This window comes from Anaerobacillus sp., from assembly GCF_046314235.1.
Classification (GTDB): Bacteria; Bacillota; Bacilli; order Bacillales; family Anaerobacillaceae; genus Anaerobacillus.
In genome coordinates this window covers 18020-41280 of sequence record NZ_JBKBWN010000015.1, presented here as the reverse complement: position 1 = coordinate 41280, position 23261 = coordinate 18020, and the positions used below count along the sequence as shown (strand labels likewise).

Sequence of the window (23261 nt, the reverse complement as noted above, 5' to 3'; positions counted from 1 at the left end):
AAAAGTATTTAATACACTTTCACTTGTCTTGTGGCACTAATATTACCTTTTGAATTTTTTGCAGTAACATTAATGAGTGTTTCTTTGCGTTGTTTCGGAATATAAATCGCAAAATTGCCATTAGCGTTGGCCTTAGCTGAATATACCTTCGTACCAATTTTAGCAGTAACAATAGAGGACTTTTCTGCTTTACCAGTAACTGTCGTAGAATAATACCTAACTGGATTTACCACCGGTATATTCGGTGCTACTTTTACTACCTTTACTTTTCTAGCATAGCTAACCGCCCCTGAACTATCTTTTGCAGTAATGGAAAGCGTTGTCTCGGCATTTTGAATTGGAATTGATACTTTGAAGTTACCCTTCACATCTGCTTTACTAGAATACGTTTTTGTTCCGATTTTCACCGAAATAGTAGCATATTTCTCTGTTTTTCCCGTCACTGAAGCGGCTTTATTGTTTACCGCATTGACGACAGGAACATTTGGCGCGACCCTTGTCACCGTTACAGTTCTAGTCGCACTAGTATTCCCTGCAGTATCCTTTGCTGTTACTGAAAGGATAGCTCCAGAATTCTGAACTGGAATGGATAGTTTATAATTACCGTTTTCATCTGCTTTACTTGAATACGTTTTTGTTCCGATTTTTACCGAAACAGTAGCATTTTTTTCTGTTTTACCCGATACAGACGTTGCTTTATTATTAACTGTATTGATGACAGGAACATTTGGCGCGACCCTTGTCACCGTTACAGTTCTAGTCGCACTAGTATTTCCAGCAACGTCTTTCGCTGTAACTGAAATGACCGTTCCAGCATTTTGGATGGGAATGGATAGTTTATAGCTACCAAATTCATCAGCTTTCCCTGAATACGTTTTTGTTCCAATCTTCACGGTAACTGTAGCGGCTTTTTCTGTTTTCCCGGAGATAGTAGAAGTCTTATTCGTTACCCCATTTACCTTTGGAACAGCCGGTGGTATCACATCTTTAACGGTTACGTTCGTTGAAGCACTGATGTTACCCGCAGCGTCTTTGGCAGTTACCTTAATGACCGTACCTGCAACTTGGACAGGGATTTTTATTGAAAAACTACCATTTATATCGGCCTGACCAGTCCCAACAACACTAGTACCAATTTGAACTTGAACAGTTGTCAAAGCTTCAGCCTTACCTGTAACCACATTACTCTTATCCGTCACTGTGTCCACCACTGGCTTTGTAGGGGAAGTAACGTCTTCAACAACTATTTCTGTTTTCGTTTCATTGCCAGCATTATCCTTAGAAATGACGGTTAATTTCGTTCCAGCCAGTTGGCGAGGGATTTCTACCTTAAAGTCCTGGTCTCCTACAACAATAGTTGTTCCGATGAGTAGCCCATCTTTTAATACGTAGATTTCGGCACCTATTTCAGATACACCATAGAGGTATTCGTTACTGTCACCAAATCGATATACATAAAGAGAAGGCGGGGTGACATCTTTCACCTCAACAATTAATGGTTCACTTTTGTTTCCTGACTTATCTATAGCAACTATCTTGATTATTTCCCCTGACTTTTGTGGTTGGATATAGTTTCCAAATTCACCATTGGATTTTGCAGTTTGACGTAATAGTTCAGTAGAACCTGAAGTAACAACAACGGTTGAACCTGGTTCCGCAAGCCCCCTAATAAAATTGACTGCGTCAGTAAATTCCTCAATTAATTCAGGTTTCGCTGGAGGGGTGACATCTCGGACTGTTACTGTAACAACTAAGCTCTTATTTCCATCATCGTCTTCAGCCTGAACCTCTATCGTACTATCAGCACGGAGTGTGCCAGTTCTGATCTTAAATTGGCCGTCTTGATCGGCATTGCCTATAGCAAGCACTTTCCCCGTTGCCATAACAGTAATCTTAACCCCAGGTTCAGCTTTACCCGAGACGTAATCTATCGCATCTGTCACTTCGTCAACAATCGGCGCCTCAGGAGCTGTCTTATCAAGAACAATAGTAGTCAAAGGTTCACTAATTCGGTTATAACTGTCAGTTACAAAAATCGTGAGCTCAGTACCAACTCTTTGGTTTGGAATATCCACTGAAAACGTTCCGTTCTGAATTGAGAATCCCGCCCCTATCTTTCCAGTAGCGTTCCAAACTTCGATTTTGCTATCAGAATCTGTCAGACCAGTAACCACTTGATGATCATCCCCCACCGAATGAACGAATGGCACCGTAAGTTCTCCAAATGGATGCCCGTAATCAAATGGCTTGTAGGCAATCGGATCTATTTTTAACAAGGCTCTAAAATTGGGGTTATCACTTGCATCAATGATGAATTGGTTTGCTTTTGTTATGTCTGTAGTTCCCCAGTAATTATTTGCTCCATCAAAGGTGAGCAGTTTATCACTTTGAAATTTTATAAAAGCATGATCTAATCCGAAAAAGTTATTTCCTGACAATTCAAGGTTTGGACTTTGACAGTCAAGGCTACAACCAATACTAATGTCAGGGAACTTTGCATCACCCGTAATGTTTAAAAACGTATTATTGGTAATTTTTGTATTTTTAGATCCGAGCCAAACATCTACTGTAGCGTTTTGTTGAAATAAATTTCCTGAAATCAGTGGTTCTATTGTTTTCGGGTATGATACAGATATCGAACCATTGGAAAATCTATTATTTTTTAAATAAAGGTTCGCTCCTGTCACCAAAAAGCCACCGTTAAATCCATGAGTTAGATTTGCATTTTCAAGATGGACATAGGTTTCTGGAAAAGATGTGCTTTGAATATAGGCAGTATTAAAATTGATTCGCTCACCTTCTGTCTCTCCACCAATTGCAACCAATTTCCCAGACGTTTGGATCCAGACACCAATTTTACCAACAACAGACACTCCAGGCTCGATCGTTAGCGTGACATTCTTCGGTATTGTAAGGTTTCCTATTAACCTATAAGGTGAGCCTTCTTTGGTCCAAGTCGTGTCCTCATTTAAAAATCCACTGACTACTGTTCCTTCTACTCCTTCTGCATTTATTACATATGGGTAGTGGGGAAAAACAAAAACTAAAATAAGTAACAATTTTACCAATCTCTTTAAATCAATTGACATCCTATTCGCCTCAATTTCAAAACGTTCTACTATATTAATAGTATATTTAATATATCATCATTTACTGATTTTAAATAGAAAATATGAAGAGTAAATTTGGTAGATTTTTGCTAGAAAGTACTAATAGAAAAGAGACAGAATCTAGCCATTTAGATGAGGAACTTATGTAGCTTTTTTATCCTAAGTGCTAAAATTTATTGAAGTATTTTAAATAGGGATTGGAAAAATAATCACCTGTGCACCTGGAAAGGTAATGATAACATTGCCAGTGCTTAACGAATATCTTCTACGATGAAGCCCCTTTAGCTTTGCGTCCCTAAGTTTCCTTAGGTTTGCCTTTTCGGTTAAAAATAATATATCAACTAAACTAGCATTTGGAAATGATGGAAAAGCCTCATATAATTCCCAATTTTCAGTTAATCAAACAGACTAGTTAAAAAATATTACCTAATATTGTTTTAATCGTATTAATTGTAGTTATTGAAAAAGGATTAACCCCCAATAAATTAAATGTAGCACTCATTAAAATTGATAACGATACTACGCCCCAAAACACTCTAATGATCGCAATTTCTCTTTCGTTACTTAAGAACCAAAACAAATACAAGAATGGAACGATACTACTAACCTGCCCAAATACGACACTTAACGTTACGTTAGATGAGAAAATTAGAGCCAGTAGTAAAAAAGGTAAAACTGCAAGAAACATGATAGCTGTGTGTACAACAAAGAACTTCCAGTCTTTATCTATTTTTAAAACCGTGAAAAACAAAAATAGTAATCCTACTACTAAAGCAAAGCTTACAGCAACTAAAGGAATGTTTTTCACTAATCCTGTAAAAAAATCTTTCCAATCTAACTTGTCATTCCAAAAACTAACTGCTCCAATATAAGAATATAGTAGTCCTATTGCTATAGAAGCTGAACCTAATGTTATTGCAGCAGGTCGAAACATTTCATTTACATTAATGTCTGCTATTGATTTTTGACCTCTGAATAATGCCAATAAAAATTTTAAAAATTCCATTTTCTTACCTCCCTAATCATTTCATTTTTTTTTAAACTATTACTGAATATATGCAACCACCTAATGAATTACCACAGAAACTTCTATAGACCCACTCGAAACCATAGTAAACTGTTTTTACAACTAGTTACCAACGATGGTAAGAGTTGTTGTACAGGCATTCAACATTTGGTAGTTAAATATAGTAGTAGAATAACATAATTATACATTTTTATACAATAAATGATATTTTTAGGGGTATACTATTTTTAGATTTTTTTGTTATTACTCACTGGCAATGTCATGATTCCTCGCTCATTAGCTTCCCCTATTGAGAAACATCAACATAAAGCCCCTTCAAATTCTCTGAAGGAGCAGGGGTGAAAAGCATATAAAATTTAAGCTACTCCTGAATGGCATTCAAAAAAAATGTACTTTGGAGATCAATATACTCTTTTAACGATAGCTTATCTTTTAAGTCCCAGCTTCTAAACGCCCACATATGCCCTTGAATGATTAGGTTCCGAGCCAACAAAGAAATATATTCTTCACTTACTATAGCGTTTTCTAGTTGATATGTTCTTTTAAGTACCTTTTTAACAAAATTGAAAAATTCTGCTTCTTTAGAGAGCACATACTCAATATATGTGGCTGGTAATGATTGAAGGTCTCTGTAGATAATTTTGATTTCACCACTTAGTCGATCGATCGCTCTGAAATATGCATTAATAAACGTATATAAACTGACTCTGTTATTGTCCAAATGAATAGTCTGTAAGGTTCCATCCAACTGATCGTAAAATTCCTCTATTAATAAGTATAAAATATCTTCCTTGCTTCCAATATATTCATAAATTGCTCCAAAGCTTAATTTGGCTGTTTTTGATATATCTCGAGTTGTCGTTTTATGAAATCCCTTTTCCAAAAATAAGACTTTGGCCGCTTCTACCAATTGTTGTCGTCTTTCCTTAACCTTTCGGTCACACTTGACCTGAGTAGGAATGGTTAATTTCTTCACTGTAATCCCCCTGTCGTGAGTTAAAGTTAAATGCAACTAGTTAAACTAAAGCTTTAGCTATTTTTAGAAAACATAGTCACTAAAGTGATGCTTTTGGGAGTCACAATAAACAAAAAACTCTTCCAAAATGGAAGAGTAACATAGATTTTTGAAAAAGCACAAAATAGCTAGGTATGTTCACCTATACATTACTATATTCTTGTGCCTACTCCAAATTCAATTCTCACTCCCCGAAGAATTGACAAGGTATTCATTTTAGGCAGGTCTCCTGACTTGTGCTTCATACTACTCTGATCCTTCCCACACCATTTTTCAAGTGGCGCAGTGGCTTTATCATTTCATCCACACTTACAGTTGCGGGGACAGCTCTGGAATTTCACCAAATTCCCTATTAATTCTTAGAAAGAAACCTAGAAATGAACTGATTATTTAATTGCATTAATCTTATTACTACCGAAAAGCTTTTGTCAATATTTTCTATTATTAAGTATTTTTTTGATTTAGTATAAATCCCTATAAAACAAAGAAACCGGTCTTTTAATAATGCCTGCTCTTTGTTTGCTAACCTATGAAATTTATACTTTTAACCGTTTACTTCCCTACATTCCGGTATACCTCTTGCCATGAATGGAATCCGTCCGTAATAATCGTTCTATCGATATTGAATTTGTCGACAGCGATCGGTGAAAGTAAAATAGACGAAACTTCGATTTTTCCATTATTGACTAATCTTTCAGCTGCTACTTCTTCCCCTTTTGCGAGCTTGACCGCAAGCTCAGCTGCTTCCTCAGCAAGGGTTCTAATCGGCTTATAAACAGTCATTGTCTGAGACCCTTCGACGATACGCTGTGCGGCTGCAAGCTCAGCGTCTTGTCCGGCGACTGGAATTTTGCCTGCGAGTCCCTGAGCAGCAAGAGCTTCTATGACTCCACCAGCCGTAGCATCATTTGCAGCAATCACTGCATCTATCTGATTATGATTTGCTTTTAGAGCCGCTTCCATGTTGGTATATGCGTTTGCAGGATTCCAATCCTTTGTCCATTGGTCGAACACGATTGTAATGTCACCATTGTCGATCAAGGGCTGAAGAACGTTGAATACACCCTTTTTGAATAAATGAGCATTATTGTCCGTAACAGCGCCTCCAATGTAAACATATCTCCCTTTTGGAACCAATTTCGTAATTGCCTCTGCTTGCAATTCACCAACCCGTTCATTGTCAAAGGAAATATAGAAATCAATATCAGCATTTTTAATTAAGCGATCATATGAGAGGACCTTAATTCCCATCAAATGTGCTTTATTGACGATTGCCGCTGTTGCCTCTGCATTGTGAGGAACGACAACGAGAAGATCAACACCTTGACTAATTAACGTCTCAGCTTGTAAAATTTGGACCGCGTCGTCGCCATTGGCGGCCATGATCTCAACTGTAGCCCCCAAAGCCTCAACTGCCTCTTTGAAAAGATCTCTATCCTTTAGCCAACGTTCCTCTTCTAACGTATCCATTGAGAAACCAATTTTGATTTTCTCCTCAGAGGCAGCTTCTTTATTCTTTTCTTTTTCCATTAACTGAGAAGGAATATTATGATCCAAAGTCTCCTTAGCTTCTTCGCAAGCTGAGACAACGAAGAATAAAGCAATGACGCTCATCACAAACATAGCTTTGCTTAACCACTTTCTCATCAACCTGTCTCCTTCTCCATTAAGACTTATAAACTAGTATTCTCACTTGCCAAAAAGCATTCTCTGATACTCTTTGGGCGAAACGTTGCACATTTTTTTGAAAACCTTACTGAAATAGTTTGGTTCGTGATAACCAACCTCGAAGGTAATCTCTTTAATACTTTTTCCAGGGTCCGTCATTAGTTTTTTTGCTTTTTCAATCCGGCATTCTGTCAAAAAGTCGATATAGTTAATTCCTAACTTTTCCTTAAACATTTTGCTAATATAAATCGGACTTAAGCCGACCTTCTTCCCTAAGGAGTCCAAAGAAATATCTTCATGAGAATGTTCGATAATATATTGTTTGATCTGATGGATCGTATCTGCTTCTAGACGGTCATAATGCTCGAGATAAGACTGCCTCATTTGGTCAAGTAAATAGTTCGTTTCTAGGCGAAATTGACGATAATCAACGGTCTGAATCGAATAAAGAGGAGTAACTGTCTCGACACCCATTTCACTCATTACCCGAGATGCGATCCAGAGCACTTCTAGCACTCGTTGTTGTGTTTGCAGCAGAGCAGCTCCTTGATTTTCATAACATTGTATTAAGTTCATAACATGGGTACGAACTTCTTCCCAATTCCCAAGACGAATTTGATCAGAAAATTCTTTTTTCTGATGTTTGACAAGTTGCACATTGTTAACATCGCGTAAAATCGTTACATCCGAATAAAACCTGTATTTAACAGGAAGTGTTGCATCAATAGTAGCTATTAGCGAGTTCTGGTACGATTTCCTAATTTCATCCAAGGTAGCACAAACATTGCCGATCCCAACAAACCACCCTGTTTCGTGATGGGATTTTGCTAAGGTAAGAATATCCCTGGCGAGAGTAATAGCCTGGGAACGGTATGATTTGTCCGGTTGCCTAAACACGATGATCGGAAGTTGATTGCCATACATGGCACCGACCCAACCACTCCTCGTTTGCCTAACTTTTTCTTTTACTTTCGAATACAAATTTTCTGATCCCTTTGGAAGCAACACGAGCATCACAAACATTTCATTCGTTGAACGAATGTCTAACATTTCTACAAGCATGTCTAAATGAACCTCATGCACATGATCGAACAATAGTTGTGTCACAACGTCGGTTTCAACGAGAGTTAACGTTTTTTGAAGAGCAACCTTGCTCATCTCCAACGATTTCTGTTCTTCTTCAATCTGTTTTAGAACTTTCCCAACGGTCGCCAAGATATCACTGACTTTGCTTGGCTTAAGCAAATAATCCTTAACACCTAGCTTAATTGCCTGACGCATGTAATCAAATGTATCATAAGCCGTAACCATGATGAATTTTACTTGTCTGTCACTTGTACTTATATGTTGAACAGCCTCAAGGCCATTCATTCCAGGCATCTTAATATCCATTAATATTAAATGTGGTTTGAATTCGTTTGCCAATTCGATAGCAATTTTACCATTTTTCGCTTGTTCAATGACGAGGTCTGGATAGGCTCTTTGCAATATCGCTTGCATGCCGTCCCGCTCTATCTGTTCGTCATCGACAATTAGGAGTTTTATCATCTTCTCGACTCCTTGTTTTTCTGATTTTTAACGACACTTTCGTGCCCAGTCCAATTTTACTTTCGATATCTATTACGTCATCATATCCATAGAAAAGTCGGAGGCGCTTAACGACGTTACTAAAACCAATTCCAGTCGAATGACCTTCCATTTCGATTGGATGTTCTTCTAGAATTTGTTTAATCTTCTCTTGTGGCATCCCCATTCCGTCATCTTCAATCTCAATTAATACCCAGTTCCCTCTATCTTTTATCCTAAATGAAATGATGCCGCCGTCTTCTTTAGGCTCCACGGCATGGATAACCGCATTCTCAATGATCGGTTGTAAAGTCAACGCAGGAATTTTCACATCAAGACACATATCATCTATTTCCGTGTGTAAGTGAAGTCGTTCTGTGAACCTTGCTTTTTGGATGTCCATATACTGTTGCAAAACTACGACTTCCTCGTGTAAGGTCACAGATCTGTCTAAACGCTTTAAGTTATAGCGTAATAGCCCTGCAACACTTACGAGCAAATCACTCGTTTCGTCCGCTCCATCCAAATAAGCCTTCTTGGAAAGCGTGTTTAGTGTATTAAACAAAAAGTGTGGATTGATCTGACTTTGCAGACTTCGGAACTGACTTTCCTGAAGCAAAATCTTATTCTGCTGAAGCTCACGCTCGAGTAGTGCCTTCTGTTTAATTTCCGAGATCAAATTATTAATGTTGATCCGCATTCGATCGAACGTTTCAGCGAGGAAGGCGATTTCGTCATTGGTCTTTACTTTGATTTGCAAATCAAACCTACCTTTGGATAACTCATTCGCGGCTTCTGTTAGATTAAGAATTGGCCGTGTAATAGTTAGTGAAAACCAATATGTGACAAGTAACAATAGAAATGTGATTAAGAGTAGTAGCCAAATACCAAGCTTTATCAATTCTTTAGATTGTTCGATAATCCCACGATAAAACAGATCATACGTTTTCAAATCTGTATCAATTAAGGTTAACGTCATTTCAGAAATGTAGTTAGAAATTCTTGTAACCTCCGTGAATTCTTTAACATAAGCCTCTGTATCAAGCTTTGAATGGAACAACAATAACCTGTCCGTTGTTTCAATGAAACTATCAATTAAATTTATATAGTTTGTTAATGCGAAATCATTTTCTGTGTTCCTGAGACTGTTAACCTCCATTTTTGCTTTTCCAATTTTTCCCTTGCTCAAATTCAGCTCATAGAGACTACTAGAAGAAGGTGTAAGGATATAATTATTTAAATCTGTGATCACTTGCTGGCTCGTTCGCGTCACTTCATTCATACTTAAATACCTTTGTAAAATTTCATGGTATTGATTTTGTGTTTTATGATTATAAAATGTAAGCGTAATCCAAATAGCCGACATGATGATCAAAACGACAGTTGTGAGCATTAGTATTTTCTTTTGAATTTTATTCATTGTTCGTCCATCGCTTTCAAAAAACGTATGTCAGTGAAATGACCATTCATATCGAGTGGAACTGTCTCACCCTTCAACCATTCCACGATTAGCTCCACACTGATTTTGCCCATCATTTCCGGGGATTGCTCAATAATGCCGTCGAGTTTCCCTTGCGTCAGTAGTGACATCGATTCAGGACCGTCGTCAAATGAGTATATATGATAGGGTTCAACTTGGGAGCGCTTGCCAATTTCTTGAATCATCGCACCTAAGATATTCGCATTGACTGCGATAAAGGCATCTACTTCAGGCATTCGGTTCAACAAATCCTGGGTAGTGGCAATCACCTGCTCCCTCGTGTCTGAGGTTTCTGCATAAATCGTTTTTACGTTTAAGTAGTTTTTCAGAACGTCTTGAATGCCACTTAATCGTTGTTTTTGATAGTATTCTTGCTGATCACCGTACATCAGAATAACGTTTCCCTTCGAACCCATGTCAGTCAATAACTGCCTCGCGATCATTCGCCCCGCCAAATACTGATCTGAACCGACGTACGTTTTTCTAAGGCTTTCCGACATCGGTACATCATTTGCGACGGTAATGATAGGAATCCCATAGAACGATGCCTTAATTTTCGCCATTTTTTTAAACTCGTCCGTATCAAGACCTTGTATGATGATACCATCCACCTTTGAGTGGATCGCAATTTCCATTTTCCTCATAAAATCTTCTTGATTGTTTCCATAACTTCCCCAGACTTCAAGGCTTACTCCATCCTTTTCGGCTTGTGCTAGAGCGCCTTTCCCTACCTTGTCCCAAAATGGAGTTTCCATATCTCTTGTAATTAAAACGAGACGATATGGTGTATGATTTTGGTCGATAGCCTGAGGCAATTGCCAATCCGAGCGAAAGACTTTCTCTGCCGAGAGGAGTGTTAGATAACAAAGGAAGCCCAGTACGAAACAAAGTGTAGTAATTGCTAATTTTCGCAAGTAGATATCCCCTTCCCTCCTCCCTAATAATAAACTATAGGTAACATTTCATCTATGGGGAAATGTTACCTTAGATATAATACGTATCAAACTGTGACAATAGTAAGGATAATTCAATTTGACGTTACTTTAGATAGATTGCCAAATGAATTAATGCATATAAGTTAGAATTTCACTCAGAAATTCGGTTAATACCCCACTGACCAAATCTATGCAATTCTTAAGCTTTAAGTCTACTAACTAAATTTTGTAATTCTGTAGCTGTAGCAGATAGATTATCAGCTGAGGTTGCTATCTCTTCAATAGAGGCTAACTGTTCCTGAGATGAAGCTGCAACGTTTTGAGCAGCGGTAAATGATTCATTAGATATATTTACTAAATTTTCAATTGAAGAAGTAATTATTTCAGTTCCTGCCGTTAACTGTTTTGAAGCACGGGATACTTGTTGTATTTGTTCAGTGACCTGCTGAACTGAACTAGATATTCTTCCAAACGCTTCTCCAGCCTCATTAACTAATATAATTCCCGATTGGACTTCATGCTCACCTTTATTCATATAGTCTACAGCATCTGTCGTGTTCACTTGTATTTCTTTTATTAAATCGGTGATCTTCGTTGCTGAGTTTTTTGATCCTTCTGCTAATTTTCGCACCTCATCTGCTACTACTGCAAACCCTTTACCTGCTTCACCTGCACGAGCAGCTTCAATTGCAGCATTAAGAGCGAGTAAGTTCGTTTGCTCCGCAATAGTTGTAATAACATTGAGTATATGGCCAATATCATTTGATAGCGACTCAAGCTCTTTTACTTTTAACCCAGCTGCATTTACAGTTTTTTGGATTAAATCCATTTGGTTAATCGACTGTAGTATCACCTTATTTCCTTCTTCCGCTTCTTTTGAGGCTACAATAGAAGAAGCGGAAACGGTTGTAGAGGACTCCGCAATAAATTGTATACTAGTGATCATTTCCTGTGTGGCAGCAGTACTACTTTCCGCTTGTTTAGCTTGTAGTTCAGTACCTCCAGCAATTTCCTGTATAGATTCGGTAATTTTGGTTGTTGCAGTTGCATTTTGTTCAGCACTTGCTGATAATTGTTGGGAAGCAGAAGCTACGACCATTGTTGTTAATTTAACATTTCTAACAAGATGTTGGATCGTCTCAATCATCTTATTAAAAGCAGTAGCTAATTGTCCGACCTCATCTTTACTAGAAACTGTGAGCCGTGCAGTTAAGTCCCCTTCGTTACTTGAAAGTTCCTCTAGCTTTTTTACAATTTCATTGATTGGTTTTGTTGTCCTTCTAGCAATAGTTATCGAAATGATAATACCAACAAAGATAGTTGTAATGATTGCTAACATACCAAGTAGTAATCTTGTCTCAATGAATTTACTGTCTTTTGCAACCTTTGACGAAATTAAATCTAGCTGAATTTGCTTAAATTCTTCAAGATTAGCAGAAAATATATTTCGAATCTCCGCATAATGGTTGTTGAATATCTCCATCGTTTTTTTCTGATCTGTTTTTGCCAGTTCCATCATTATCTCTTCTAAATTGATTAGTTGTTGACTATAACTGTCTAACTGATTAAACATTTGAATTGCACGCTCATCGTCAAGAAGCGGCTTTATTTCTTCAATACTATTTTTTATTTTAACTGAATATTCATCATATCTTTGTTTTTCTTGAATGTTGTCAGCATCGATAATAATACCTTTAATTGAATCTGTCGATGCTAAATCTTGATATTGAATTTCATGGGCAAGACTTAACTTGTACATCTCGTATTCAACTAAATTTTGATAGGATTGTCCTACTTCCTTTAAGGAGGAATAAATACTAGCAAATGCAATAATGCAAATAAACAAAACAGAACCAAACCCAAATAGTAACTTAGTTTTTAAACTCATCTTTAGTTAATTCCTTTGCTTATTATTTTGAGGTATACATTGATCAAGAAAGTTCATGTAAAGGCATCCTACCTAAAATAATAGAGGGACTACATTGAGCCCCTCCTATGTTCCCTTTGCGGTAAGTACCCCTTTAGAACTATCTTTTTTTCCTAGTCATAACATCAAAAATAACCGCTCCTGCTAAAACACCACCACGAATAATGTATTGGTAGGAAATACCGACTCCTAGTAGGTTCATCCCATTAGATAACGACGCCATAACAATCGCTCCAATAATCGCGCCTGTTACTTTACCAACTCCACCAGCAGATGATACACCGCCTACATAAGCAGCTGCAATGGCATCAAGCTCGAACAATGTACCAGCAGTTGTAGTTGCTGATTGCAAACGCGCCGTATAAAGAATTCCAGAAAGTGCTGCAAGCATTCCCATTGAACCAAATACAATATAGGTAATCTTCTTTACATTGATCCCGCTTAGATGTGCAGCTTCTGGATTACTTCCTACTGCATATATATGTCTTCCAAGTACCGTCTTTGTTGTAAGGAAATGATATACAATTACAACAAACAACATAATGATGACTGTCCAAGAAAAACCGTTATAGCCTGCTAAAATCCAGGTAATATAAGCAATAATCGCTGAAACGAACACTAATTTTATTGCAAAAAATTCTTTTGAAATCACTTCAAATTGATACTTGATTTTATTTTTGCGCGTAGATACTTCGCTGTAAATGTACAATAAAATACCTAGTAAGCCGACAAGTAAAGATAGCAGATGTAAACCATTAACTTGGACAAGAGAAGGAATAAACCCGTTTCCGATCGCATTGAAATGATCATTCTGGATAATAATTGTTCCTGTTTTTTCGGTCACCATTAGAAGTGCCCCTCTAAAGATAAGCATCCCTGCTAGGGTCGCGACAAAGGCTGGAATCCCAATTTGAGCGACAAGTAGGCCATTAAATAAGCCAATAAAAACACCGAGAACAAGAATAGTTGGAATCGTAACATACAAAGGTACTCCCGCCTGCATTAAAAGGATCGCAGCGATTGCTCCAAGAAATCCGGCTGCATAACCGACCGATAAGTCGATGTGGCGAATAACGATAACAAGCGTCATACCAACCGCTAATACTGCAATATAACCAGCTGAATCTAGTAGATTACTAATGTTACGGGAAGACATAAATAGTCCGTCCGTCATAATGGAGAATGTAAGGATAATTACGAATAGAGCAATGTACATGCCGTAGTCACGTATATTTTCATTAAATAACGTTTTTGCTTCAGTATAAAAGTTCATTAGATTAACCTCCTATTGCGTAGCAAGTTGCATAATTTTTTCTTGATTAGCTTCTTCAGTTGACAACTCACCTTTAATTTCGCCTTGGGCCATGACATAAACACGATCACTCATCCCTAGCACCTCGCCAAGCTCTGACGAAATCATGATAATACTCATACCTTCGTTAATTAGCTTGTTCATAACTGAATAAATTTCAAATTTTGCACCGACGTCGATGCCGCGAGTCGGTTCATCCAAAATCAGTAGTTTCGGTCCAACGAATAGCCACTTTCCTAACGACACTTTCTGTTGGTTGCCACCACTTAAGTTACCGACAATTTGCTCCAATGAAGGTGCTTTAATATAAAGAGAATTTTTATAGTGATCAGCAATCTTAATTTCTTCGTTATGGTTGATAACTCCATTCGATGAAATGCCCTTTAAATTCGCTGCTGAAATATTGTTCTTTATGTCTTGGATCAGAAACAAGCCATCACCCTTTCGATCTTCAGTGACGTAAGCGATACCCGCATCAATTGCGTCACTAGGATGATTTAACTTTTTAGACAAACCGTCCAACAATAAATCGCCTTGAAGTTTATAAGACTTGGCATTACCGAAAATGCTTAGCGCCAGTTCCGTCCTTCCCGAGCCCATCAAGCCTGCTATCCCAACAATTTCACCTTTTCTAACATGAAGGTCTACATTTTTGACAACTTGGCGACCTAGCTGGACATCATAGGCAGACCAATTATTTAATTCCAGAATTTTATCTCCGAACGCTTTCTTTTCTCTTTTAGGGTAGATATCTTCAATTTCACGACCAACCATGTTCTTAATAATAATGCTTTCAGAAATTTCTCCCTTTGAAGCATCGAGCGTACAAATCGTTTGACCGTCGCGGAGCACAGTTGCTTTATCTGAAATGGATATGACTTCCTTTAATTTGTGTGAAATCATAATACAGGTGATCCCCTGATTTTTCAGTTCACACAATAACTCCAATAAGTTTTCGCTGTCATCTTCATTAAGTGCTGCAGTCGGCTCGTCTAATATCAGCAGTTTTACGTCTTTGCTCAAAGCTTTAGCTATTTCGATAAGTTGCTGCTTGCCGACACCCAAATCTTTAACCAATGTTTCTGGATTTACATCTAACTTTACTTTTTTTAGCATTTTTTTGGCTTCGAGGATCGTTTGGTTCCAGTCAATAATTGCCCCACGCTTCACTTCGTTACCAGCGAATATATTTTCATAAACTGATAGATCTGGGAACAGCGCTAGTTCTTGATATATAATGGCAATCCCTGTTTTCACGCTGTCATTAATTTTGTTAAATTTCTGCACACTGCCTTCAAAGACAATATCACCATCATAGGTTCCATAGGGATACACACCACTGAGTACTTTCATTAGCGTTGATTTCCCTGCTCCATTCTCACCGATTAAGCAGTGAATCTCACCTTTTTCCACTTTGAAATTGACATTGCTGAGCGCTTTGACTCCTGTAAACTCCTTGGAAATCCCTTTCATCTCCAATATATATTCGCTCATCGTTATCCCCCCTCAACAAAACAACTATTGTAATTGCGAAATAGTGATAGACGAATCTATCACTATTTCACGTCCTTTTGATGTTTATGGTTATTTCAACCCAGTAAACTCACTAGCCTCGTAGTATCCTGAGTCAATCAATTCTTTTTTCACGTTATCTTCGTTAAGAACGATAACATCTGTTTGTTTCGCTTTTACTTCGGTATTACCGTTGTTGTAAGAACCTGTTGTGACAGGAGTCTTGCCGTCTAAAATATCAACTGCCATACCCATTGCATCTTGAACAAGTGTACGAACATCCTTAAATACTGTCATAGATTGTTTGCCGTCAATGATATATTGAATAGATGCTTTCTCAGCGTCTTGCCCTGTAATAGCATAGCTTGTAATTTCACTATCAGATGCGAATACATCTGCGATCGAACGCGCAGTTCCATCATTTGGTGCAAGTACCGCTACATTTCCTTTCATGTCTGCAGCTGCAGCTGTTAAATGTGTTTGGGCTTTGTTTTTCGCTTCATTTGGATCCCAGTTTGTTGTTACTTGCCCAAGAATTTTACTCATTTGGTCACGAGTAAGCTCTGCTGTATCTTTTAATGCAATTGCTTCACTAGAGTTTGCAATTTTAAACGTACCATCAGCGATCTTCGGCTGAAGAACACTCCAAGCTCCTTCGAAGAACAAGAATGCATTATTGTCAGAAGCTGCTCCAGCATACAGATACAACGGTACGTTTGTACCTTGAACGTTATCAATTAAGTATTGTCCTTGAGCTGCACCTACTGCTACACTGTCAAACGTTACATAATAATCAACCGCATCTGTATTTGTAATAAGACGGTCGTAAGAAATAACTGTGATACCTTCCTTTTTAGCAGCTTCAACTGCTGATCCAGCTGCATCACCATCTTGTGGACTAATGATTAAAACTTTAATTCCTTTGTTGATTAACGTTTCAACGTTTTCTTTTTCCTTACCTGAAGATCCTTGGCTAAATAAAATTTCTGTTGTATATTCAGAATTTGCTAATGCATCTTTAAATCTTTGTTCATCCTGTACCCATCTTGGTTCATCTTTAGTAGGTAATACGATACCAACGTTAACCCCACTGTTACTACCTGTGCTACTACTGCTACAAGCTGCAAGCGCTAAAGAAAGTATCATTACAACAAGCATAAGAGAAATCGTTTTCAATCTTTTATTCATTTTTTTGTACCCCTCTCGAATTGTTATCTTTTTATGTTACGAGTTGATTATATAACCTATCCCTCAAGGTGAAAGCGTTAACATATAGCATTCTTTTAATATCATCTATACTTTTTTAAACTAAGACTTAAAAACTCTTTTTCACAAAAAAAGTAACAGGATGAGGAATTCATCCTGTTACTCTTAGTTTTTTTAGTATATAGAAACAATAGTTAAAATGTTTAGATACTTACCTCTAATGATCTTTCTTCTTCTGCTGATTGGAAAACAGCTTCAATAATCACTAATACCCTACGAACTTGGTAAGGCTTAACGATTAGTTCTTCTTTTCCTTCCATCACATTTACAAGGTTTTGATAGAGCTCTGTCCAATCTGTTTCTAGCTCTGGTAACGGAAAGTCTTCTTTTGTTTCTGGCGGGCGAGGGGCCATCATCCTAGTTGGACCTGCTGATGTCATTACGACTACCTCAGCAACTGGTGTATCCGTGTAGCGAGGCTTCGTATAGCCACCTGACTTACAATCAAAATCATCAATTTGTAGTGTTCCACCATTTCCGATCACATACCATCTTGGCAACTTGTAAAAGGCATATGTCCCTACTTCCACGTGCAGAAGTGGTCCATTTTCAAGGGTAAGAGTTACCTTAAAGTAGTCATCTACCTTTTGATCAAGAACCGTCATCAATTTCGCATAAACACTTGTTACCTTTGTATCGGGGAACATACCTAGTAATTGGTCAAAGAGATGGACACCCCAATCCAAAATCATGCCACCACCGTACTCAGGGAAACTACGCCAACCAAAGAAGGCACCACCTGTTCCAAACACACGACTTTCAATTGATTTTATTTCGCCAATCTTGCCTTCTTCTACAACTTTGCGCATCACGTTGTAATCTTTATCCCAACGTCGATTTTGGTGGACAGTAAGGATACGGCCAGTCTTCTCACTTTCTGCAACCATCTCATCCCAATCAGCGACAGACATCGTCGCTGGCTTTTCTACCATGACATGCATTCCTGCTTGCATAGATCTAATCGTCAAGTCTTTATGAACGTCATTTGGAGTCGCAATAACAACAAAATTCATACCCTCATGTTTGAAGAATTCTTCTAGATTATCATAGGCCTCAAGTCCACTTTCTTTGGCCATTTCCAGCCTTTTAGGGTCAACATCATAGGCTGCGACAACTTCAACACCAGCACGAGGTGCATACTCACCATGCCAGTAACCCATGCCACCATAACCAATAATTCCAAGTTTCATTTTCATAATATATTCCCTCCGCTTCTCACCTTATACCCACCAAGCTGCTGTTGGTTTCTCTGAGATTATCACTGACTTTAAGTTTGTAACAGCTCGTTGAAAACCTTCTTCAATTGACATTAGCGGATCCTCGTGTTCAATACTAACAACGTAATCATATCCATATGTCCGTAATGCACTAATCATGTCTGACCACTCTTGAATACTATGACCACATCCGACAGACCGGAATGTCCAAGCTCTTGTTTGCACTTCACCATACGGCTGCATATCTGTTAAACCATACATATTGACGTTCTCTTGGTCAATGTACGTATCTTTGGCATGGAAGTGATGGATCGCATTTTCCCTACCAAGGATTTTAATCGCCGCAACTGGATCAATTCCTTGCCACCATAGATGACTCGGGTCAAGGTTGGCACCGATCGCCTCACACGTAGCTTCTCTTAGTTTTAGTAGTGTGTAAGGAGTATGCACTAGAAAACCACCATGAAGTTCTAAGCCAATTTTCACATTATGATCTTGTGCGTACTTTCCAACTTCCTTCCAATATGGAATTAACTTTTCTTCCCACTGCCATTTCAGTACATCACCATATTCATTTGGCCAAGGTGTTACAGGCCAATTCGGATATTTTGCTTCTTCATGGTCTCCAGCTGTTCCAGAAAAACAATTGACAACAGGAACATTCATAAGACTGGCAAGTTTGATCGTTTTCAATAATGTTTCATGAGACTCATTTGCAAAGGCTTTTTCTGGAGAGATCGGGTTACCATGACAGCTAAAGGCACTAATCTCTAACTCACGTGATTTAACTTTCTCTAAATATTCGTTACGTAATTCTTCACTTTCTAATAACTGATCGAGGTTACAATGGGCATTTCCTGGGTAACATCCTGTTCCAATTTCTACTGCTTGAACACCTGCTTTTTGAACGATATCTAACATTTCTTCAAAGTTACTTTGTGAAAATAACACTGTAAATACGCCTAATTTCATAATTAAGAACACTCCTTTAAATGATAGTAACTACTAAATTTAACAACATAGATACGAAGGTAACGATACTATTGATTACATGGACCAATATTCTTGCTGTTTAGTTTTTAGGTTTTATGTCTTCTATTGGCTGTGAATTGCCATAGACAGGTTTTGGTAGTTTCGTCGGCGTTGCCCACTGAACCGCATTTTTAATAACTTTTTGAATATCCTTATGGTAATATGTTGGGTACGTTTCATGTCCTGGACGGAAGTAAAAGATTTTTCCCTTTCCACGTTGGTATGTACAACCACTCCTAAACACTTCTCCACCTTCAAACCAACTAATAAATAATAATTGATCTGGCGCCGGGATATCAAAATGCTCGCCGTACATTTCTTCTTTTTCTATTTCAATATATTCTCCGAGCCCTTCAGCAATTGGATGGCTTGGATCAACAACCCACAGACGTTCCTTCTCACCCACTTCACGCCATTTCAAATCGCAAGATGTACCCATCAATGTTTTAAATATTTTCGAAAAGTGTCCTGAGTGAAGTACGATCAATCCCATCCCATCAAGGACTCGTTGCTTGACCTTTTCAACAATTACATCATCAACTTCTCCATGCGCCATATGTCCCCACCAAATTAAAACATCAGTTTCATGTAGGACTTCTTCGGTTAGACCATGAGACTCTTCATCTAATGTAGCTTTTCTAACCTCAAAATCATCCTTTAAAAAGCTAGCAATAGCATCATGAATTCCTTTTGGATAAATCTCTCTTACACGCTCATTTTTTTGTTCATGACGAAACTCATTCCAGACAGTTACCTTTAACATTAATTCTCTCTCCCAACTAAGGTTTGTTTTATTTTTATAGTTTTGCTTTTAAATAATTCAAGCTAATTTCAATGCTTTCCAATGGTTGACGACGAGTCATATCTTGCTCAATAATCCACCACTCGACACCTGTTTCTTCACCAATTTTTAGAACAGCTTCAACATCAACGCCACCAGTTCCAAGTTCTGCAAAAAATTGTTCTTCATCTGTTGTCATATCTTTTAAATGAACGAGTGGAGTTCTATTTTTATAACGGTTCATCCATGCAACTGGGTTTTCCCCTACTTTTGTAAGCCAATAAATATCAAATTCTGCTTTTACATTTTTTTCTTCAGTATCATCAAAGATTGCTTCAAGCGCCTTCCTTCCATCTGTAAGGTGCTCAAGTTCAAAATCATGGTTATGATAGCAAAGGGTAATGCCTTCACGTCTGCATATTTCCCCAGCTTTATTTAAAAAGGAAATTAGCGCTTGATACTCTTCTTCCGTTCGACGTTCTGGCGTTAAGAAAGGGACGACAACATAGTTACTTCCTATTATTTTTTGTTCTTCTATAACCTTATCTAAATTCGTTTCAAACTCTTCAAGTGGAACATGACAAGCTGCTACACGTAGGTCATATTCATCTAATAAGACTTTTACTTCTTTTGCCGTCAAGCCACCGAATCCTGCAAATTCCACTCCATCAAAGCCCAGCTCTGCAACCTTTTTAAGTGTTCCTGCAAAATCTCGCTCTGCCTCTTCACGCAAAGTATACATTTGTACAGCAATTGGAATTTTCGCCATGCATTTACCTCATTTCACTAGATAATTAAACGCTTACATTGCAAACAAACTGGAATTTACTAGTTGAATTACGGGGTGTCTATTCATCTTCATAACATAGACTATCATCCTATTTCTCTTCACATATTCTTCATTTCTTACTTCAAAAAAATTATATGCGATATAGATTAGTTTTTAAATAGATTATATAATTAAAACATATACTATTTTGCTACTTATTAAGGAGAGCGATATCATGTCTTCTCACATTCGTTTTTGTAGTTATTCTCATCACACAAAAGGGTATTCCTCCCAAGAAGATAAATCAGGATTACCAGGTTATTTATTTCGGCTTCAAACAGAAGGAGATTGCGAAATCATCGTTAACAAGAGAAAGTTTAACATCAAAAAAGGGGATCTTTTTCTTGCTAAGCCTGGAGACTTATATGAAATACGAATTGATGGCAACCAAATTAGTGGTGACTATAACTTATTGTGCGAGGGTTCTTGGTTGGATGAGTGGTGGAATCGTTCCCACAAGCGGACAGTCTCTCAAATTGGTCTTGATGAAAAGCTCCTCACATTGTGGCGCCATCTGACGATTGAAGAACGTCGGCCATTAACCGAAAAAAACAACGAGCTATCGTCTTATTTGCTAAAGGCACTTTGTTTGACAATAGAACGAGCAATCGACGAAACTTCTCCAACTGTCAGTCGACCTTTCACGGTGACAAGAATGCTGCGCTATATCGAAGAGCATGCAACAACAGCCTTCAAGGTTGAAGATGTTGCCCAATTCTCAGGCCTCAGTGTCTCCCGAGCCCTACACTTGTTTAAAAGCAGCGTTGGTAAAACGATGATTGAATACGCTCTAGAAATAAGACTTTCTACTGCTTTAAACCAAATGAAGTACACACCCATGACACTCGAACATATTGCTGAAAACTGTGGCTTCGGTACCTATCCTTATTTTCATCGTGTGTTTAAAAAGAAGTACGGTGTCTCACCTGGAGAGTATCGTCGTAAGGAGTAGCCCTTTTTCTTTTGAGTTAAAGCAAAGAGGCTGTCCCATAAGTGTCAGCACACCTCGAACTACTCTATAAATAGAAGGGGATGATTGTAAACGATCTATTTATAGTAGACGTGGTGACTGATACTTGGCTTTTGGGCAGCCTCAAGTCATAAGATAACCATTTAACTATTATTTTGTTCTACTCTAGTAATTACCTATTTAAGAATACAGGTTCTCCAGTTTTAGCCGACTCATAGATCGCCTCTAAAACTTGTGTAACAACCAATGCTTCTTCAGGTTTAACCACTGGTTCTTTATCAGTTAGAATGGCTTCGATCCATAATCTTGCTTCTTTATCTGCAGCACTTTCTTCAGATCCATCATAAAAAGCAACGCCCTCTGCATTTAACTCTACTTTTTCAGTAAATAATTGACTATATCTTTCACCATTTAGGCGTAAGCCATCTTTCATATCAGCTCCACCTTCTGTACCACAAAGGGTACATTTTGCTTCATCTACTTCTAGAGAATTAAGAGCCCAACTCGACTCAAGAACAATTGTTGCGCCATTCTCCATTTTAATAAACCCAAATGCGGAATCTTCTACAGTAAACTTTTTCGGATCCCAAGATCCCCATGCATTAGCAGCTTTTTCTTTTTTACCTAACTTATGGAACGTCGACCCTATAACGACTTGTGGTTTATAGTTATCCATCATCCACAATGTTAAATCTAAGGCATGCGTTCCAATATCAATTAATGGTCCTCCACCTTGCTTTTCTTCATCTAGAAACACGCCCCATGTTGGTACGGCACGGCGGCGAATTGCATGGGCTTTAGCATAATAGACTTCACCTAGATCCCCGTTTGAACAAACTGTATGTAGATATTGGCTGTCCGAGCGGAAACGATTTTGGTAGCCAATCGTTAATTTTTTCCCTGTACGATTAGCTGCCTCCACCATCAACCGCGCTTCTTCAGTCGTTTTAGCCATTGGCTTTTCACACATCACATGCTTGCCAGCCTCTAAAGATGCAACGGTAATTTCACAGTGTGAGCTATTTGGTGTACAAACATGAATGACATCAATCGCTTCATCTTTTAGTAGCTCTTGGTAATCACTATATACTTTTGCATCCTTCGTCCCAAAGTTAGTAGCTGCTTCTTCAGCTCGTTTAAGCTCAATATCACAGAAAGCAACCATTTCTACTGTTTCGAGTTTTGAAAGACTTGGCATATGCTTCCCGATAGCAATTCCTCCGCAACCAATAATAGCAACTTTTAATTTCTTTTCCATACTCAAACAACTCCCTTAGTATTTTTACATGTGCTTATATATAAAGCGTTTTCAAATATCGGTTTTAATTAAAACCCTAACACCTCTAAAAAAAAATCCCACAATAACCTATCTTCACTATTTGATTGTACCAATGCGCTTGTCTAACACTTCCTTTCCTCATTGTATTCATTTTTTATTTGACTTCATCATATTTGATCCAGCAATAAATAAAAATAGATAATATCATTAAAACCTATACTATTTTGCTATTTATTATAGTCAGTTGTTTGCCATCATATATTCAGCCCGAAAATAGTTTTACAGTAAACCTCCGTGACGGTAAAAATAAGCTGCCACCCATTTCATTTTAAAAG

At 37.9% G+C, this 23261-nt stretch carries 17 protein-coding genes and 2 riboswitches; of the genes, 1 reads left to right on the top strand and 16 read right to left on the bottom strand.

Annotation, left to right across the window (positions count from 1 at the left end; translation table 11 throughout):
* Positions 1 to 8: 8 nt before the first annotated feature.
* The 15 genes from ACK4M9_RS17855 to ACK4M9_RS17785 all read right to left on the bottom strand — a co-directional run bounded on the left by ACK4M9_RS17855 (position 9) and on the right by ACK4M9_RS17785 (position 20617).
* Positions 9 to 3089 carry an Ig-like domain-containing protein gene (locus ACK4M9_RS17855; protein ID WP_409853549.1) on the bottom strand — a complete coding sequence of 1027 codons (3081 nt, stop codon included), beginning with the start codon at positions 3087 to 3089 and terminating at the stop codon, positions 9 to 11.
* A gap of 252 nt (positions 3090 to 3341) precedes the next feature.
* A riboswitch (cyclic di-GMP riboswitch) is annotated at positions 3342 to 3436 on the bottom strand.
* A gap of 86 nt (positions 3437 to 3522) precedes the next feature.
* Positions 3523 to 4116, bottom strand: a complete 594-nt coding sequence (locus tag ACK4M9_RS17850) for a hypothetical protein (protein WP_409853547.1) — start codon at positions 4114 to 4116, stop codon at positions 3523 to 3525.
* Between the two features lie 382 nt (positions 4117 to 4498).
* Positions 4499 to 5113, bottom strand: coding sequence for a TetR/AcrR family transcriptional regulator (locus tag ACK4M9_RS17845; protein WP_409853545.1), 615 nt, complete (start codon positions 5111 to 5113; stop codon positions 4499 to 4501).
* A gap of 241 nt (positions 5114 to 5354) precedes the next feature.
* A riboswitch (cobalamin riboswitch) is annotated at positions 5355 to 5543 on the bottom strand.
* Positions 5544 to 5704: 161 nt separating this feature from the next.
* Positions 5705 to 6799 (bottom strand): D-xylose ABC transporter substrate-binding protein, encoded by a 1095-nt coding sequence (xylF, locus tag ACK4M9_RS17840; RefSeq protein WP_409853543.1) that lies wholly within the window; start codon positions 6797 to 6799, stop codon positions 5705 to 5707.
* Between the two features lie 42 nt (positions 6800 to 6841).
* Positions 6842 to 8368 (bottom strand): response regulator, encoded by a 1527-nt coding sequence (locus ACK4M9_RS17835; RefSeq protein ID WP_409853541.1) that lies wholly within the window; start codon positions 8366 to 8368, stop codon positions 6842 to 6844.
* Positions 8343 to 9806, bottom strand: a complete 1464-nt coding sequence (locus tag ACK4M9_RS17830) for a sensor histidine kinase (protein WP_409853539.1) — start codon at positions 9804 to 9806, stop codon at positions 8343 to 8345. The genes ACK4M9_RS17835 and ACK4M9_RS17830 overlap by 26 nt, the downstream gene beginning before the upstream one ends.
* A complete protein-coding gene (locus ACK4M9_RS17825) occupies positions 9803 to 10780 on the bottom strand; it encodes a sugar ABC transporter substrate-binding protein (RefSeq protein WP_409853537.1) in 978 nt (325 codons plus the stop codon). The genes ACK4M9_RS17830 and ACK4M9_RS17825 overlap by 4 nt, the downstream gene beginning before the upstream one ends.
* Before the next feature lie 220 nt (positions 10781 to 11000).
* The gene (locus ACK4M9_RS17820; protein WP_409853534.1) at positions 11001 to 12689 is read right to left on the bottom strand and encodes a methyl-accepting chemotaxis protein; all 1689 of its coding nucleotides are present in this window, start codon (positions 12687 to 12689) and stop codon (positions 11001 to 11003) included.
* 139 nt (positions 12690 to 12828) lie between these two features.
* The gene (locus tag ACK4M9_RS17815) at positions 12829 to 14001 is read right to left on the bottom strand and encodes a sugar ABC transporter permease (protein WP_409853531.1); all 1173 of its coding nucleotides are present in this window, start codon (positions 13999 to 14001) and stop codon (positions 12829 to 12831) included.
* A 12-nt stretch (positions 14002 to 14013) separates the two neighbouring features.
* A complete protein-coding gene (locus ACK4M9_RS17810; RefSeq protein WP_409853529.1) occupies positions 14014 to 15534 on the bottom strand; it encodes an ATP-binding cassette domain-containing protein in 1521 nt (506 codons plus the stop codon).
* A 90-nt stretch (positions 15535 to 15624) separates the two neighbouring features.
* Positions 15625 to 16740, bottom strand: coding sequence for a sugar ABC transporter substrate-binding protein (locus ACK4M9_RS17805; RefSeq protein ID WP_409853527.1), 1116 nt, complete (start codon positions 16738 to 16740; stop codon positions 15625 to 15627).
* 221 nt (positions 16741 to 16961) lie between these two features.
* A complete protein-coding gene (locus tag ACK4M9_RS17800) occupies positions 16962 to 18014 on the bottom strand; it encodes a Gfo/Idh/MocA family protein (RefSeq protein ID WP_409853525.1) in 1053 nt (350 codons plus the stop codon).
* A gap of 24 nt (positions 18015 to 18038) precedes the next feature.
* Positions 18039 to 19007, bottom strand: a complete 969-nt coding sequence (locus ACK4M9_RS17795) for a sugar phosphate isomerase/epimerase family protein (RefSeq protein ID WP_409853523.1) — start codon at positions 19005 to 19007, stop codon at positions 18039 to 18041.
* Positions 19008 to 19107: 100 nt separating this feature from the next.
* Entirely contained in the window at positions 19108 to 19830 is a 723-nt protein-coding gene (locus ACK4M9_RS17790; RefSeq protein WP_409853521.1) for a ThuA domain-containing protein, read from the bottom strand.
* Positions 19831 to 19864: 34 nt separating this feature from the next.
* Entirely contained in the window at positions 19865 to 20617 is a 753-nt protein-coding gene (locus tag ACK4M9_RS17785) for a sugar phosphate isomerase/epimerase family protein (RefSeq protein WP_409853519.1), read from the bottom strand.
* Positions 20618 to 20852: 235 nt separating this feature from the next.
* Between ACK4M9_RS17785 and ACK4M9_RS17780 the strand changes: the two genes are divergently transcribed.
* On the top strand, positions 20853 to 21629 hold the full coding sequence (locus tag ACK4M9_RS17780) for an AraC family transcriptional regulator (RefSeq protein ID WP_409853517.1): 777 nt from the start codon (positions 20853 to 20855) through the stop codon (positions 21627 to 21629).
* Between the two features lie 190 nt (positions 21630 to 21819).
* Here the strand turns inward: ACK4M9_RS17780 and ACK4M9_RS17775 are convergent, their stop codons facing one another.
* Positions 21820 to 22905, bottom strand: a complete 1086-nt coding sequence (locus ACK4M9_RS17775; protein WP_409853514.1) for a Gfo/Idh/MocA family protein — start codon at positions 22903 to 22905, stop codon at positions 21820 to 21822.
* Positions 22906 to 23261: the final 356 nt, after the last annotated feature.